General features: G+C 56.0%; 13 protein-coding genes and 1 tRNA gene. All 14 read right to left on the bottom strand.

Annotation, left to right across the window (positions count from 1 at the left end; all coding sequences use genetic code 11):
* Nucleotides 1–494: GTP-binding protein (locus AC0Z5Z_RS26515; protein WP_485611852.1), on the bottom strand; the 494-nt coding region annotated here is incomplete at its 3' end.
* 31 nt (nucleotides 495–525) lie between these two features.
* Nucleotides 526–2,631, bottom strand: a complete 2,106-nt coding sequence (gene fusA, locus AC0Z5Z_RS26510) for an elongation factor G (protein ID WP_016772942.1) — start codon at nucleotides 2,629–2,631, stop codon at nucleotides 526–528.
* A gap of 30 nt (nucleotides 2,632–2,661) precedes the next feature.
* On the bottom strand, nucleotides 2,662–3,135 hold the full coding sequence (rpsG, locus tag AC0Z5Z_RS26505) for a 30S ribosomal protein S7 (protein WP_016772941.1): 474 nt from the start codon (nucleotides 3,133–3,135) through the stop codon (nucleotides 2,662–2,664).
* A 107-nt stretch (nucleotides 3,136–3,242) separates the two neighbouring features.
* Entirely contained in the window at nucleotides 3,243–3,614 is a 372-nt protein-coding gene (gene rpsL / locus AC0Z5Z_RS26500; RefSeq protein WP_003186084.1) for a 30S ribosomal protein S12, read from the bottom strand.
* A gap of 216 nt (nucleotides 3,615–3,830) precedes the next feature.
* Nucleotides 3,831–8,030, bottom strand: a complete 4,200-nt coding sequence (gene rpoC, locus AC0Z5Z_RS26495; protein WP_016772940.1) for a DNA-directed RNA polymerase subunit beta' — start codon at nucleotides 8,028–8,030, stop codon at nucleotides 3,831–3,833.
* A gap of 64 nt (nucleotides 8,031–8,094) precedes the next feature.
* A complete protein-coding gene (rpoB, locus tag AC0Z5Z_RS26490) occupies nucleotides 8,095–12,168 on the bottom strand; it encodes a DNA-directed RNA polymerase subunit beta (RefSeq protein WP_016772939.1) in 4,074 nt (1,357 codons plus the stop codon).
* 221 nt (nucleotides 12,169–12,389) lie between these two features.
* Entirely contained in the window at nucleotides 12,390–12,755 is a 366-nt protein-coding gene (gene rplL, locus AC0Z5Z_RS26485; protein WP_007962228.1) for a 50S ribosomal protein L7/L12, read from the bottom strand.
* Between the two features lie 73 nt (nucleotides 12,756–12,828).
* Nucleotides 12,829–13,329, bottom strand: coding sequence for a 50S ribosomal protein L10 (gene rplJ / locus AC0Z5Z_RS26480; protein WP_008081912.1), 501 nt, complete (start codon nucleotides 13,327–13,329; stop codon nucleotides 12,829–12,831).
* Nucleotides 13,330–13,527: 198 nt separating this feature from the next.
* Nucleotides 13,528–14,223, bottom strand: coding sequence for a 50S ribosomal protein L1 (rplA, locus tag AC0Z5Z_RS26475; RefSeq protein ID WP_024014523.1), 696 nt, complete (start codon nucleotides 14,221–14,223; stop codon nucleotides 13,528–13,530).
* Nucleotides 14,223–14,654 carry a 50S ribosomal protein L11 gene (rplK, locus tag AC0Z5Z_RS26470; RefSeq protein WP_003176435.1) on the bottom strand — a complete coding sequence of 144 codons (432 nt, stop codon included), beginning with the start codon at nucleotides 14,652–14,654 and terminating at the stop codon, nucleotides 14,223–14,225. Before rplK ends, rplA begins: the two co-directional genes overlap by 1 nt.
* 118 nt (nucleotides 14,655–14,772) lie before the next feature.
* Nucleotides 14,773–15,306: a transcription termination/antitermination protein NusG gene (gene nusG / locus AC0Z5Z_RS26465; RefSeq protein WP_007957598.1), complete on the bottom strand. Its 534-nt coding sequence runs from the start codon at nucleotides 15,304–15,306 to the stop codon at nucleotides 14,773–14,775.
* Nucleotides 15,307–15,315: 9 nt separating this feature from the next.
* Nucleotides 15,316–15,684: a preprotein translocase subunit SecE gene (gene secE / locus AC0Z5Z_RS26460; protein WP_016772937.1), complete on the bottom strand. Its 369-nt coding sequence runs from the start codon at nucleotides 15,682–15,684 to the stop codon at nucleotides 15,316–15,318.
* A 45-nt stretch (nucleotides 15,685–15,729) separates the two neighbouring features.
* A tRNA-Trp gene (locus AC0Z5Z_RS26455) sits at nucleotides 15,730–15,805 on the bottom strand.
* Nucleotides 15,806–15,858: 53 nt separating this feature from the next.
* A partial coding sequence (locus tag AC0Z5Z_RS26450; RefSeq protein WP_080667851.1) for an EF-Tu C-terminal domain-related protein occupies nucleotides 15,859–15,969 on the bottom strand: 111 nt, incomplete at its 5' end.

Genomic DNA, 15,969 nt, shown 5'->3' with positions numbered 1-15,969 from the left:
CCCGGGAAGTCGTAAGTCGACAGCAGGTCACGAACTTCCATCTCAACCAGTTCCAGCAGCTCAGCGTCGTCTACCAGGTCAGCCTTGTTCAGGAAAACCACGATGTACGGAACGCCAACCTGACGGGACAGCAGGATGTGCTCACGGGTTTGCGGCATCGGACCATCAGCGGCCGAGCAAACCAGGATAGCGCCGTCCATCTGAGCAGCACCGGTGATCATGTTCTTCACGTAGTCAGCGTGACCTGGGCAGTCAACGTGAGCGTAGTGACGGATCTTCGAGTTGTACTCAACGTGCGCGGTGTTGATGGTGATACCGCGAGCTTTTTCTTCTGGTGCGCTGTCGATCTTGTCGAAGTCAACGATTGCAGAACCGAAAACTTCAGAGCAAACGCGAGTCAGAGCAGCAGTCAGAGTGGTTTTACCGTGGTCAACGTGACCGATGGTGCCAACGTTGACGTGCGGTAGGGAACGATCAAATTTTTCTTTAGCCACGACAATTAACTCCTAGCCTAAAGGGGCTGAATCAGCCTTGTTTTTTGGTTACGGATTCGACGATGTGCGACGGAGCCGTATCATATTTTTTGAATTCCATAGAGTAGCTTGCGCGACCCTGGGACATGGAACGAACGTCGGTCGCATAACCGAACATCTCACCCAGTGGAACCTCGGCACGGATAACCTTGCCGGACACTGTGTCTTCCATACCCTGGATCATGCCGCGACGACGGTTAAGGTCGCCCATCACATCACCCATATAGTCTTCAGGCGTAACAACCTCTACCGCCATGATCGGCTCGAGCAACTCACCACCACCCTTCTGGGCCAGTTGCTTGGTCGCCATGGAAGCAGCCACTTTAAACGCCATCTCGTTGGAGTCGACGTCGTGGTAAGAACCATCGAACACGGTAGCCTTCAGGCCGATCAGCGGATAGCCGGCAACAACGCCGTTCTTCATCTGCTCTTCGATACCCTTCTGGATAGCCGGGATGTATTCCTTAGGAACCACACCACCTACAACTTCGTTCACGAATTGCAGACCTTCCTGACCTTCGTCAGCAGGAGCAAAACGGATCCAGCAGTGACCGAACTGGCCGCGACCACCGGACTGACGAACGAACTTGCCTTCGATTTCACAGTTCTTCGTGATGCGCTCACGATACGAAACCTGAGGCTTGCCGATGTTGGCTTCGACGTTGAACTCACGGCGCATCCGGTCAACCAGGATGTCCAGGTGCAGCTCGCCCATGCCGGAGATGATCGTCTGACCAGTCTCTTCATCAGTTTTAACGCGGAAAGACGGGTCTTCCTGAGCAAGTTTGCCCAGAGCGATACCCATTTTTTCCTGGTCATCCTTGGTCTTAGGCTCTACGGCAACCGAAATAACCGGCTCCGGGAAGTCCATGCGAACCAGGATGATTGGCTTGTCAGCGTTGCAGAGGGTTTCACCAGTGGTGACGTCCTTCATGCCGATCAGGGCCGCGATGTCACCAGCGCGTACTTCCTTGATCTCTTCACGGGCGTTTGCGTGCATTTGCACCATACGACCCACGCGCTCTTTCTTGCCTTTGACCGAGTTGATCACGCCGTCGCCGGAGTTCAACACGCCCGAGTAAACGCGGACGAAGGTCAGAGTACCCACGAATGGGTCGGTAGCGATCTTGAACGCCAGAGCCGCGAAAGGCTCGTTGTCGTCTGCATGACGCTCCATCTCTTCTTCCTCGTTATCAGGGTTGGAACCCTTGATAGCAGGAATGTCGGTCGGAGCAGGCAGGTAGTCGATAACGGCGTCGAGAACCAGGGGAACGCCCTTGTTCTTGAACGAAGAACCGCAAACGGCCAGAACGATTTCGCCGGCGATAGTACGCTGACGCAAAGCAGCCTTGATCTCTTCGATCGACAGCTCTTCGCCTTCCAGGTACTTGTTCATCAGCTCTTCGTTGGCTTCGGCGGCAGCTTCAACCATGTTGTTGCGCCACTCTTCCGCCAGCTCTTGCAGCTCGGCAGGAATGTCCTTGCGAACAGGAACCATACCTTTGTCGGAGTCGTTCCAGTAGACAGCTTGCATGTTGATCAGATCGATCTGACCCTGGAAGTTGTCTTCGGAACCGATGGCCAACTGGATCGGCACCGGAGTGTGACCCAGACGCTGCTTGATCTGACCGATCACGCGCAGGAAGTTGGCGCCGGCACGGTCCATCTTGTTTACGTAAACAAGACGTGGAACGCCGTATTTGTTGGCTTGGCGCCATACGGTTTCCGACTGCGGCTCAACACCCGAAGTACCGCAGAACACAACGACAGCGCCGTCGAGTACGCGCAGGGAACGCTCAACTTCAATGGTGAAGTCAACGTGGCCCGGGGTATCGATTACGTTGAAACGGTGCTCGTGAGAGTACTGCTTCTCGGAACCTTTCCAGAAGGCGGTAATGGCAGCAGAAGTAATGGTAATACCACGCTCCTGCTCCTGAACCATCCAGTCTGTGGTCGCGGCGCCATCATGCACCTCGCCCATTTTGTGACTTTTGCCGGTGTAAAACAGTACGCGCTCGGTGGTGGTGGTTTTACCAGCATCCACGTGAGCGACGATACCGATGTTACGGTAGCGGCTAATCGGAGTAGTACGAGCCATAAAGCCCTCGCAAAATTAGTGAAGCTAAAATTAGAAGCGGTAGTGCGAGAAAGCTTTGTTAGCTTCGGCCATACGGTGCACGTCTTCACGCTTCTTAACAGCAGCACCTTTACCTTCAGCAGCATCCAGCAGTTCGCCAGCCAAACGCAGAGCCATAGACTTCTCGCCGCGCTTACGGGCGAAGTCTACCAACCAGCGCATTGCCAGAGCGTTACGACGGGAAGGACGAACCTCGACCGGAACCTGGTAAGTAGCACCACCAACGCGGCGCGACTTCACTTCGACCAGCGGAGCGATGGCGTCGAGTGCTTTTTCGAAGAGTTCCAGGGGATCGGTGCCAGCCTTACGGGCCGCAACGGTTTCCAGGGCACCATAAACGATACGCTCGGCAACGGCTTTCTTGCCGCTTTCCATAACGTGGTTCATGAATTTGGCGAGGATCTGGCTTCCGTATTTCGGATCGTCCAGAATCTCACGCTTTGCTGCTACGCGACGTCTTGGCATGATAAGCCCTCAAGCGGTCTTCAGGTTAGCTCGGGACAGATCCAGAGGATGCGTGCCCGACCTTACTCTTATCGACTCAATAAAATAAAAATCTGCAAAACGGCCGATTACTTCGGACGCTTGGTACCGTACTTCGAACGACCCTGGTTACGGCCTTTAACGCCGGAAGTATCCAAGGAGCCGCGAACGGTGTGGTAACGAACACCTGGCAAGTCTTTTACACGACCGCCGCGGATCAGTACCACGCTGTGCTCTTGCAGGTTGTGGCCTTCACCACCGATGTACGAGGAAACCTCGAAACCGTTGGTCAGACGCACACGGCATACTTTACGCAGTGCCGAGTTAGGTTTTTTCGGCGTGGTGGTGTACACACGGGTGCACACGCCACGACGTTGCGGGCAGTTCTGCAGCGCAGGTACGTCGGATTTCTCGACGATACGCTTACGCGGCTGACGTACCAGCTGGTTGATAGTTGCCATCTACTAGCTCCACTGTTGTCTTGCGACGCTATTGTCTTGCAAGAAAAGCAAAATGGCAGGAACGAATTCCCGCCAAATTTAGGGGATCAAGAGTCTAAAGAGGATCTTGATTCCAGTCAAGGCAAGGCCCCGACCTCCCCGCCCATCGAACCTTGACTTAATGTCTCGATTCGACGAACGGAGCGATCAGGGCCTCACTCTCGTTTATCGCAGAACTCAGTTACCGCTCGAGTTCAGCGCTTCGGTCAGTGCAGCTTCCACTTCACTGGCGCTTACGCGCAACGGCTTGTCGGCATCACGGCGACGCTTGCGCTCGCTGTGATAGGCAAGACCGGTACCGGCCGGGATCAGACGACCCACGACTACGTTTTCTTTCAGGCCGCGCAGGTAATCGCGCTTGCCGGTGACTGCCGCTTCGGTCAGTACGCGAGTGGTTTCCTGGAAGGAAGCCGCCGAGATGAACGATTCGGTGGACAACGACGCCTTGGTGATACCCAGCAGAACGCGAGTGAACTTGGAGACAAACTTGTCTTCCGCGCTCAGACGTTCGTTCTCGACCAGAACGTGAGTCAGTTCCATCTGGTCGCCCTTGATGAAGCTGGAATCGCCGGACTCGGAGATCTCAACTTTACGCAGCATCTGACGCAGGATGGTCTCGATGTGCTTGTCGTTGATCTTCACGCCTTGCAGACGATAAACGTCCTGGATCTCGTTGACGATGTACTTGGCCAGCGCGCTCACACCCAGCAGACGCAGGATGTCGTGCGGATCGCTTGGACCGTCGGAGATAACTTCGCCGCGGTTTACCTGTTCGCCTTCGAAGACGTTCAGGTGACGCCACTTCGGAATCAGCTCTTCGTACGGATCGCTACCGTCGTTCGGGGTAATGACCAGACGGCGCTTGCCCTTGGTCTCTTTACCGAACGCGATGGTGCCGCTGACTTCAGCCAGAATCGACGCTTCTTTCGGACGACGCGCTTCGAACAGGTCGGCAACACGCGGCAGACCACCGGTGATGTCACGGGTCTTCGAAGTTTCCTGCGGGATACGAGCGATAACATCACCGATCGCAATCTTCGCACCGTCAGCCACACCGACCAGGGCGTTGGCTGGCAGGAAGTACTGAGCGATTACGTCAGTGCCTGGCAGCAACAGATCCTTGCCGTTGTCGTCGACCATCTTCACTGCAGGACGAATTTCTTTGCCCGCTGCAGGACGATCTTTCGCGTCGAGTACTTCAATGTTGGTCATACCGGTCAATTCGTCAGTCTGACGCTTGATCGTGATGCCTTCTTCCATGCCCACGTAGGTCACGGTACCTTTCATTTCGGTAACGATCGGGTGAGTGTGCGGATCCCACTTGGCCACGATTGCGCCAGCGTCGACCTTGTCACCTTCTTTAACCGAAATCACAGCACCGTACGGCAGCTTGTAACGCTCGCGCTCACGACCGAAATCGTCCGCGATTGCCAGCTCACCGGAACGGGACACAGCAACCAGATGGCCATCCACTCGCTCAACGTGCTTCAGGTTGTGCAGACGGACGGTACCGCCATTCTTCACCTGAACGCTGTCGGCTGCGGAAGTACGGCTTGCCGCACCACCGATGTGGAACGTACGCATGGTCAGCTGGGTACCCGGCTCACCGATGGACTGGGCAGCGATAACGCCGACCGCTTCACCGATGTTCACCTGGTGACCACGAGCCAGATCACGGCCGTAGCACTTGGCGCAAATGCCATAGCGGGTTTCGCAGCTGATCGGCGAACGCACGATCACTTCGTCGATGCTGTTCAGCTCGATGAACTCGACCCACTTCTCGTCAACCAGAGTGCCGGCAGGAACGATAACGTCCTCGGTACCCGGCTTGAATACGTCACGGGCAATGACACGACCCAATACGCGCTCACCCAGCGGCTCTACAACGTCACCGCCTTCAATGTGCGGAGTCATCAGCAGACCGTGTTCGGTGCCGCAATCGATCTCGGTTACAACCAGATCCTGCGCCACGTCTACCAGACGACGAGTCAGGTAACCGGAGTTCGCAGTTTTCAACGCGGTATCCGCCAGACCTTTACGAGCACCGTGAGTCGAGATGAAGTACTGAAGTACGCTCAAACCTTCACGGAAGTTCGCAGTAATCGGCGTTTCAATGATGGAACCGTCCGGCTTGGCCATCAGACCACGCATACCGGCCAGCTGACGAATCTGTGCTGCGGAACCCCGCGCACCCGAGTCGGCCATCATGTACATCGAGTTGAAAGACTCTTGGTCGACTTCGTCGCCGTGACGGTCGATGACTTTCTCTTTCGAGAGGTTGGCCATCATCGCCTTGGAAACTTCGTCGTTCGCTTTCGACCAGAGGTCGATCACTTTGTTGTACTTCTCGCCCTGGGTTACCAGGCCGGAGGCGTACTGGCTCTCGATCTCTTTCACTTCGTCGGTGGCTGCACCGATGATGCGGGCTTTTTCATCCGGGATAACGAAGTCGTTAACACCGATCGAAACGCCGGAGATGGTCGAGTAAGCGAAACCGGTGTACATCAACTGGTCAGCGAAGATCACGGTCTCTTTCAGACCAACCACACGGTAGCACTGGTTGATCAGCTTGGAGATCGCCTTTTTCTTCATCGGCAGGTTGACGACGTCGAACGACAGACCTTTCGGCACAACCTGGAACAGCAGCGCACGGCCGACAGTGGTGTCGACGATACGGGTACCGCTCACGCTGTTGCCGTCACGGTCGTTGACGGTTTCGTTGATACGAACCTTGACCTTGGCGTGCAGTGCAGCTTCGCCGGCACGGAACACACGGTCGACTTCCTGCAGATCCGCGAACACACGACCTTCGCCCTTGGCGTTGATCGCTTCACGAGTCATGTAGTACAGACCCAATACAACGTCCTGCGACGGAACGATGATTGGCTCACCGTTGGCTGGCGACAGAATGTTGTTGGTCGACATCATCAACGCACGCGCTTCGAGCTGGGCTTCCAGTGTCAGCGGTACGTGCACGGCCATTTGGTCGCCGTCGAAGTCGGCGTTGTACGCGGCGCAGACCAGCGGGTGCAGCTGGATAGCCTTACCTTCGATCAGTACCGGTTCAAACGCCTGGATACCCAGACGGTGAAGGGTCGGTGCACGGTTGAGAAGAACCGGGTGTTCGCGAATCACTTCAGCGAGAACGTCCCAAACCTCTGGCAGTTCGCGCTCGACCATTTTCTTGGCCGCTTTGATGGTGGTCGCCAGACCACGCATTTCCAGCTTGCCAAAAATGAACGGCTTGAACAGCTCGAGAGCCATCTTCTTCGGCAGACCGCACTGGTGCAGACGCAGGGTCGGGCCTACGGTAATTACCGAACGACCGGAGTAGTCAACACGCTTACCGAGCAAGTTCTGACGGAAACGACCCTGCTTACCCTTGATCATGTCAGCCAGGGATTTCAGAGGACGCTTGTTGGAACCGGTGATAGCGCGACCACGACGACCGTTGTCGAGCAATGCATCGACCGCTTCCTGCAACATGCGCTTTTCGTTGCGCACGATGATGTCCGGAGCCGACAGATCCAGCAAGCGCTTCAAACGGTTGTTACGGTTGATCACTCGACGATACAGATCGTTGAGGTCGGAGGTCGCGAAACGACCGCCATCCAGCGGGACCAGTGGACGCAGATCTGGCGGCAGAACCGGCAGAACGGTCAGCACCATCCACTCTGGCAGGTTGCCGGAACCCTGGAAGGCTTCCATCAATTTCAGACGCTTGGACAGCTTCTTGATCTTGGTTTCCGAGTTGGTTTGCGGAATCTCTTCGCGCAGACGGCCAATCTCGTGCTCCAGGTCGATAGCGTGCAGCAGTTCACGGACAGCTTCGGCACCCATGCGGGCGTCGAAATCGTCTCCGAACTCTTCAAGCGCTTCGAAGTACTGTTCGTCGTTCAGCAGCTGACCTTTTTCAAGGGTGGTCATGCCTGGATCGATAACGACATAGCTCTCGAAGTAGAGAACGCGCTCGATATCACGCAGGGTCATGTCCATCAGCAGGCCGATACGGGACGGCAGCGATTTCAGGAACCAGATGTGGGCAACCGGCGAAGCCAGCTCGATGTGCGCCATGCGCTCACGACGAACCTTGGCCAGTGCAACTTCAACGCCGCACTTCTCGCAGATCACACCACGGTGCTTCAAGCGCTTGTACTTACCGCACAGGCACTCGTAATCCTTTACCGGGCCAAAGATCTTGGCGCAGAACAGGCCGTCACGCTCAGGTTTGAACGTACGGTAGTTGATGGTTTCCGGCTTTTTAACTTCACCGAACGACCACGAACGGATCATCTCCGGCGAGGCCAATCCGATACGGATGGCGTCGAACTCTTCGACTTGACCCTGGTTTTTCAGCAAATTCAGTAGGTCTTTCAAGGCCTTTCCTCCTGGCGGAGCAGAGAGCGGGCAATCCTGCCCCGCTCTCGATTCGCGTCACGTGTTATTCGGTTTCCAGATCGATATCGATGCCGAGGGAACGAATTTCCTTGATCAACACGTTGAAGGACTCGGGCATGCCCGGCTCCATACGGTGATCGCCATCCACGATGTTCTTGTACATCTTGGTACGGCCGTTCACATCGTCCGACTTCACTGTGAGCATTTCTTGCAGAGTGTAAGCAGCACCGTATGCTTCCAGTGCCCAGACCTCCATCTCCCCGAAACGCTGACCACCGAACTGCGCCTTACCACCCAGCGGCTGCTGGGTAACCAGGCTGTAAGAACCGGTAGAACGCGCGTGCATCTTGTCGTCTACCAAGTGGTTCAGCTTCAGCATGTACATGTAGCCAACGGTAACTGGACGCTCGAACTTGTTGCCGGTACGGCCGTCGGTCAGCTGCATCTGGCCGCTTTCCGGCAGGTCTGCCAGTTTCAGCATGGCCTTGATTTCGCTTTCCTTGGCGCCGTCGAACACTGGAGTGGCCATTGGAACGCCGCCACGCAGGTTGTTCGCCAGATCGAGGATTTCCTGATCGGAGAAGCTGTCCAGATCTTCGTTACGACCGCCGATCTGGTTGTAGATCTCGTCCAGGAAAGTGCGCAGTTCAGCGACTTTACGCTGCTCTTCGACCATCCGGTTGATCTTCTCGCCCAGACCTTTGGCCGCGAGGCCCAGGTGGGTTTCGAGAATCTGACCAACGTTCATACGCGAAGGTACGCCCAGCGGGTTGAGGACTACGTCGACCGGGGTGCCATTGGCATCGTGCGGCATGTCTTCAACCGGCATGATCACGGAGACCACACCCTTGTTACCGTGACGACCGGCCATCTTGTCGCCCGGCTGGATGCGGCGACGGATTGCCAGGTAAACCTTGACGATTTTCAGCACGCCTGGAGCCAGGTCATCGCCCTGCTGCAGTTTGCGCTTCTTGTCTTCGAACTTGTCGTCCAGCAGACGGCGACGATCAACGATGTAGGCCTGAGCCTTCTCGAGCTGCTCGTTCAGCGCATCTTCAGCCATGCGCAGTTTGAACCACTGGCCGTGCTCAAGACCGTCGAGTACTTCGTCGGTGATGTCCTGACCTTTCTTCAGGCCGGCGCCGCCTTCGGCCTTGTGGCCTACCAGTGCGGAACGCAGACGTTCGAAAGTCGCGCCTTCAACGATGCGGAACTCTTCGTTCAGATCCTTGCGGATCTCGTCCAGCTGGGACTTCTCGATCGACAGTGCACGAGCATCACGCTCAACGCCGTCGCGGGTGAAGACCTGTACGTCGATGACAGTACCTTTGGTGCCGGTTGGCACGCGCAGGGAGGTGTCTTTAACGTCGCTGGCTTTTTCACCGAAGATTGCACGCAGCAGTTTTTCTTCCGGAGTCAGTTGGGTCTCGCCTTTCGGAGTGACCTTACCCACCAGAATGTCGCCTGCGCCTACTTCAGCACCTACGTAAACGATACCGGCTTCGTCCAGCTTGTTCAGTGCAGCTTCACCCACGTTCGGGATGTCCGCAGTGATTTCCTCTGGGCCAAGCTTGGTGTCACGGGCCACACAGGTCAGTTCCTGAATGTGGATCGTGGTGAAACGGTCTTCCTGAACAACACGCTCGGACAGGCAGATGGAGTCTTCGAAGTTGAAGCCGTTCCATGCCATGAACGCGATGCGCATGTTCTGACCCAGTGCCAGCTCACCCATGTCGGTGGACGGGCCGTCGGCCATGATGTCGCTACGCTGAACCCGATCACCTTTACGTACCAGCGGACGCTGGTTGATGCAGGTGTTCTGGTTCGAGCGGGTGTATTTGGTCAGGTTGTAGATGTCGACACCGGCTTCACCGGTTTCAACTTCGTCATCGGCAACACGAACCACGATACGGCTGGCGTCGACGGAGTCGATCACGCCACCACGACGAGCCACGACGCAAACGCCGGAGTCACGGGCTACGTTACGCTCCATGCCGGTACCTACCAGCGGCTTGTCAGCGCGCAGAGTCGGTACAGCCTGACGCTGCATGTTCGAACCCATCAACGCACGGTTGGCGTCGTCGTGCTCGAGGAACGGAATCAGCGACGCTGCAACCGACACAACCTGCTTCGGCGAAACGTCCATCAGGGTGACGTCTTCCGGCGCCTTGACGGTGAATTCGTTCAGGTGACGTACGGCAACCAGTTCGTCGATCAGGACTTTCTGCTCGTTCATGGTCGCCGAAGCCTGCGCGATCACGTGATCGGCTTCTTCAATAGCGGACAGGAACACGATCTCGTCGGTGACCACACCCTCTTTCACCACGCGGTACGGGCTTTCCAGGAAGCCGTACTGGTTGGTGCGAGCGTACGCAGCCAGGGAGTTGATCAGGCCGATGTTCGGACCTTCCGGCGTTTCAATCGGGCAGACACGACCGTAGTGAGTCGGGTGTACGTCACGGACTTCGAAGCCTGCGCGCTCACGAGTCAGACCGCCAGGGCCGAGTGCAGAGACACGACGCTTGTGGGTGATCTCGGACAGCGGGTTGTTCTGGTCCATGAACTGCGACAGCTGGCTGGAACCGAAGAACTCTTTCACCGCGGCAGCCACTGGCTTGGCGTTGATCAGATCTTGCGGCATCAGGCCTTCGCTTTCAGCCATCGACAGACGCTCTTTGACCGCACGCTCAACACGTACCAGGCCAACGCGGAACTGGTTCTCGGCCATTTCGCCTACGCAGCGAACACGACGGTTACCCAGGTGGTCGATGTCATCGACGATGCCTTTACCGTTGCGGATGTCGACCAGAGTCTTCAGGACCGCGACGATGTCTTCCTTGCACAGCACTCCCGAACCTTCGATCTCGGTACGACCGATACGACGGTTGAACTTCATCCGGCCGACCGCAGACAGGTCATAACGCTCAGGGCTGAAGAACAGGTTGTTGAACAGGGTCTCGGCAGCGTCTTTGGTTGGCGGCTCGCCTGGACGCATCATGCGATAGATCTCGACCAGCGCTTCCAGTTGGTTGCTGGTGGAGTCGATCTTCAGCGTGTCGGAGACGAACGGACCGCAGTCGATGTCGTTGGTGTACAGGGTCTCGATGCGAACCACCTGGGCCTTGGCGATCTTTGCCAGGACTTCAGTGTTCAGCTCGGTGTTGCATTCGGCCAGGATTTCGCCGGTAGCCGGGTGCACGATAGCCTTGGCGGTGGTGCGGCCGAGGACGTAGTCCAGTGGCACGTCCAGCGTCTTGATACCGGCTTTCTCGATCTGGTTGATGTGGCGCGCGGTAATACGGCGGCCTTGCTCAACGATGACCTTGCCCTTCTCGTCCTGGATGTCCAGAACCGCAACTTCACCACGCAGGCGCGATGGCACCAGTTCCAGGCTGAGGGTTTCGCCGCTCAGGTGGAATACGTTGGTGGTATAGAACGCGTCCAGCACCTCTTCGGTGGTGTAACCGAGTGCGCGCAGCAGTACCGAAGCCGGCAGTTTGCGACGACGGTCGATACGCACGAAGACACAGTCTTTCGGGTCGAATTCGAAGTCCAGCCACGAACCGCGGTAAGGAATGATGCGAGCCGAGTACAGCAGTTTGCCGGAGCTGTGCGTCTTGCCGCGGTCGTGGTCGAAGAACACGCCCGGGGAACGGTGCAGCTGGGAAACGATAACACGCTCGGTACCGTTGATTACGAAGGTACCGTTCTCAGTCATCAGGGGGATTTCACCCATGTAGACTTCTTGCTCTTTGATGTCCTTGATCGCTTTGTTCGACGATTCTTTGTCGAAAATGATCAGGCGCACTTTTACCCGCAAAGGTACGGCGAAAGTTACACCGCGCAATACGCATTCTTTGACATCAAATGCCGGTTCGCCCAGGCGATAACCGACGTACTCCAGCGCAGCATTGCCGGAGTAGCTGATGATCGGGAAAACGGATTTGAAGGCCGCATGCAGGCCCACGTCGCGGAACTGATCTTTAGTCGCTCCCGCTTGCAAGAATTCACGATACGAATCCAGCTGGATGGCCAGGAGGTAAGGCACATCCATGACGTCCGGCAACTTGCTAAAGTCCTTGCGGATACGTTTTTTCTCAGTATATGAGTAAGCCATCAGCGTTCCCCAGCTTGGTCACCTGCTTGTTTGGCCCCTCCCGACGGGAGCAGCCAGAAAATCGTGCAAACCCCATGGTTTGCGCCACCGCATCGGGTGGTTACAGCGCCTTTATCAGCACCGACCCAGTCGGCTGCCAATAACGGAAAAAGGCCGGTGGCAAGAGCCACCAGCCATCAGCCTGTCGCTTGACGCTCGGGCTGGAGGAGCAAAGTCGATGCTTACTTCAGCTCGACTTTAGCGCCTGCTTCTTCCAGCTTCTTCTTGGCGTCTTCAGCCGCTTCTTTCGAAACGCCTTCAGCTACAACCTGAGGAGCGCCGTCTACTTTCTCTTTGGCTTCTTTCAGGCCCAGACCGGTCAGTTCACGAACTGCCTTGATCACGTTAACCTTCTTCTCGCCAGCTTCCAGCAGAACAACGTTGAACTCGGTTTGCTCTTCAACAGCAGCAGCAGCTACAGCTGGGCCAGCCGAAGCGGCAGCAGCGGTAACACCGAAGGTTTCTTCCATCGCTTTGATCAGCTCAACGATTTCCACTACGGATTTCTGGCCGATTGCTTCGATGATTTGTTCGTTAGTCAGAGACATGACTCAATTCCTGAATTGGGGGACGGCCTACGCGACCATCGAAATAAACAAAAAACGCGAGAAGTGACGAGCCTTAGGCTGCGGCAGCTTCTTTCTGGTCGCGAATTGCCGCCAGAGTACGAGCCAATTTGCTGGTTGCGCCTTGAATCACGCTCATCAGCTGAGAAATTGCTTCGTCACGGGTCGGCAGAGTTGCCAGTACGTCGATCTGATTAGCTGCGAGGAACTTGCCCTCGAACGCAGCTGCCTTGATCTCGAACTTGTCCTGACCCTTGGCAAACTCTTTGAAGATACGGGCAGCAGCGCCCGGATGTTCGTTCGAGAATGCAATCAGGGTCGGGCCGGTGAACACGTCGTTGAGAACACTGTATTGAGTGTCAGCAACAGCGCGCTTGAGCAGGGTGTTACGTACAACACGTACGTAAACGCCAGCTTCACGAGCCTCTTTACGGAGTCCGGTCATTGCGCCTACTGTTACGCCACGTGCATCAACCACGACAGCGGACAGAGCGACTTTGGCAGCCTCGTTGACTTCAGCGACGATGGCCTTCTTGTCTTCGAGATTAATTGCCACGGGTTTAACTCCTGCTTGTTACCGTTTCATTCGATCGGAACCGAATGTCGTTTTGGTGTCTGATTCGGTAAGGAACCGGGAGCACCATCTGCGTAGGCTTGAGGTTTAAGGCTTGCGCCGCCTACGGTCTTGGATAGCCCCCGCCAGGCAGGGACCCCAATCTTTCAATTGGCGCGACAATCCGCGCCAACCTTTGTCTTACGCGTCGAGCGAGCTCTGGTCGATAACCAGACCTGGGCCCATAGTGGTGCTCAGGGTAACGCGCTTGACGTAAATACCTTTCGAGGAAGCTGGCTTGATACGCTTCAGATCAGCGATCAGGGCTTCAACGTTTTCCTTCAGCTTGACGGCGTCGAAGCCGATCTTGCCAACGGAAGTGTGGATGATGCCGTTTTTGTCGGTGCGATAACGAACCTGACCAGCCTTGGCGTTCTTGACCGCGTTGGCTACGTCTGGAGTTACGGTGCCGACTTTAGGGTTAGGCATCAGGCCACGTGGACCGAGGATCTGACCCAACTGACCTACAACGCGCATGGCATCCGGGGATGCGATCACTACGTCATAGTTCAGGTCGCCGCCTTTCATTTCGGCAGCCAGGTCGTCCATACCTACACGATCAGCGCCGGCAGCCAGAGCGGCCTCAGCAGCTGGACCCTGGGTGAACACAGCAACGCGAACGGTCTTGCCAGTGCCGTGTGGCAGCACAGTAGCGCTACGAACAACCTGGTCGGATTTACGCGGGTCTACACCCAGGTTTACAGCAACGTCGAACGACTCGCTGAACTTGACAGTCGACAGCTCGGCCAGCAGAGCAGCGGCGTCTACAATGTTGTAGGCCTTGCCTGCTTCGATTTTGCCGGCGATAGCCTTTTGACGCTTGGTCAGCTTAGCCATTACACACCCTCCACGTTAAGGCCCATGCTACGAGCAGAACCGGCGATAGTACGCACGGCTGCATCCATATCAGCTGCAGTCAGATCCGCGTTTTTGGTTTTCGCGATTTCTTCCAGCTGAGCACGGGTAACAGTGCCAACCTTAACGGTGTTCGGACGAGCGGAACCGCTGGTCAGACCGGCCGCCTTCTTCAGCAGAACCGAAGCAGGGGTGGATTTGGTTTCGAAAGTGAAGCTACGGTCGCTGTAGACAGTGATGATCACTGGAGTCGGCAGACCTGGCTCAAGACCCTGGGTACGGGCGTTGAAAGCCTTGCAGAATTCCATGATGTTCACGCCGTGCTGACCCAGAGCAGGACCAACCGGTGGACTTGGGTTAGCCTGAGCGGCCTTCACTTGCAGCTTGATGTAAGCGGTAATCTTCTTGGCCATGAGGCACTCCAATTACGGGTTCGAACGCCTCGAAAGGCTCCCCGGTTACTTGCGCGTTTATCCCAGTGACGACAAAACCCCACAGCCTAAGGCTGCGGGGTTGGGATTGCTTGTCCAGTTAGACCTTCTCGACCTGACTGAACTCGAGCTCCACCGGAGTAGAGCGACCGAAAATGAGCACAGCCACTTGGATCCGGCTCTTTTCGTAGTTAACTTCTTCCACAACGCCATTGAAATCAGCGAATGGACCGTCGTTGACACGCACCGTCTCACCTGGCTCGAACAATGTCTTCGGCTTAGGCTTGTCGCTACCATCAGCAACGCGACGCAGAATCGCTTCTGCCTCTTTATCTGTAATTGGCGCAGGCTTGTCAGCGGTACCGCCGATAAAACCCATCACCCGAGGAGTATCCTTGACCAAGTGCCAAGTACCCTCGTTCATATCCATCTGGACCAGCACATAGCCTGGAAAGAACTTCCGTTCGCTTTTGCGCTTCTGGCCGTTACGCATCTCAACCACTTCTTCAGTGGGAACCAGAATCTCGCCGAAGCCATCTTCCATGCCAGCCAGCTTTACGCGCTCGATCAGCGAGCGCATCACATGCTTCTCGTAACCCGAGTAAGCATGCACAACATACCAACGCTTAGCCACGGGACACCCTTAGCCGACAATCAAGGAAACAAGCCAGCCGAGCAGGGAATCAAGACCCCACAACAGCAACGCCATAACCAGAACAACAGCCACGACAATCAGCGTGGTCTGCGTGGTTTCTTGGCGAGTTGGCCACACGACTTTACGAATCTCGGTGCGAGCTTCCTTAACCAGTACAAAGAAAGACTTGCCCTTCGCGGTTTGCAGGCCTACAAAGGCAGCTACGGCAGCAATGGCAAGCAAAGCGAGTACACGGTACAGGATCGGCGAAGCAGCGTAATACTGATTGCCAACAACGCCAACAACCACTAAAGCGACTACTACAAGCCACTTGAGCAGATCGAAGCGAGAGCCTTGAGCTTCAGCTTTAGGAGTCATCTATGAAGATCCTGTGAAAAGAAAGCCAGATACACCGAGTGAATCTGGCAGGTCAGGAGGGAATCGAACCCCCAACCTACGGTTTTGGAGACCGTCGCTCTGCCAATTGAGCTACTGACCTAAAACAAAATCAGGCCGACCATTATGCCGGCCCGAAAAATACATTACAACCGCTTATTCGATGATTTTTGCTACGACGCCAGCGCCGACGGTACGACCGCCTTCACGGATAGCGAAACGCAGACCATCTTCCATCGCGATGGTTTTGATCAGGGTAACAGTCAT

It is taken from the genome of Pseudomonas sp. 1L-E-NC-VB-C3 (assembly GCF_057291535.1).
Note: the sequence above shows the minus strand (reverse complement) of the source record. Positions and strands in the feature narration are given on the sequence as shown.

Excerpts from the sequence above, each read along its gene's own strand:
- secE (WP_016772937.1), bottom strand. The coding sequence starts at position 15,684 with ATGACTCCTAAAGCTGAAGCTCAAGGCTCTCGCTTCGATCTGCTCAAG.
- rplL (WP_007962228.1), bottom strand. The coding sequence starts at position 12,755 with ATGTCTCTGACTAACGAACAAATCATCGAAGCAATCGGCCAGAAATCC.
- rpsL (WP_003186084.1), bottom strand. The coding sequence starts at position 3,614 with ATGGCAACTATCAACCAGCTGGTACGTCAGCCGCGTAAGCGTATCGTC.
- rpsG (WP_016772941.1), bottom strand. The coding sequence starts at position 3,135 with ATGCCAAGACGTCGCGTAGCAGCAAAGCGTGAGATTCTGGACGATCCG.
- rpoB (WP_016772939.1), bottom strand. The coding sequence starts at position 12,168 with ATGGCTTACTCATATACTGAGAAAAAACGTATCCGCAAGGACTTTAGC.
- fusA (WP_016772942.1), bottom strand. The coding sequence starts at position 2,631 with ATGGCTCGTACTACTCCGATTAGCCGCTACCGTAACATCGGTATCGTC.
- rplA (WP_024014523.1), bottom strand. The coding sequence starts at position 14,223 with ATGGCTAAGCTGACCAAGCGTCAAAAGGCTATCGCCGGCAAAATCGAA.
- rplK (WP_003176435.1), bottom strand. The coding sequence starts at position 14,654 with ATGGCCAAGAAGATTACCGCTTACATCAAGCTGCAAGTGAAGGCCGCT.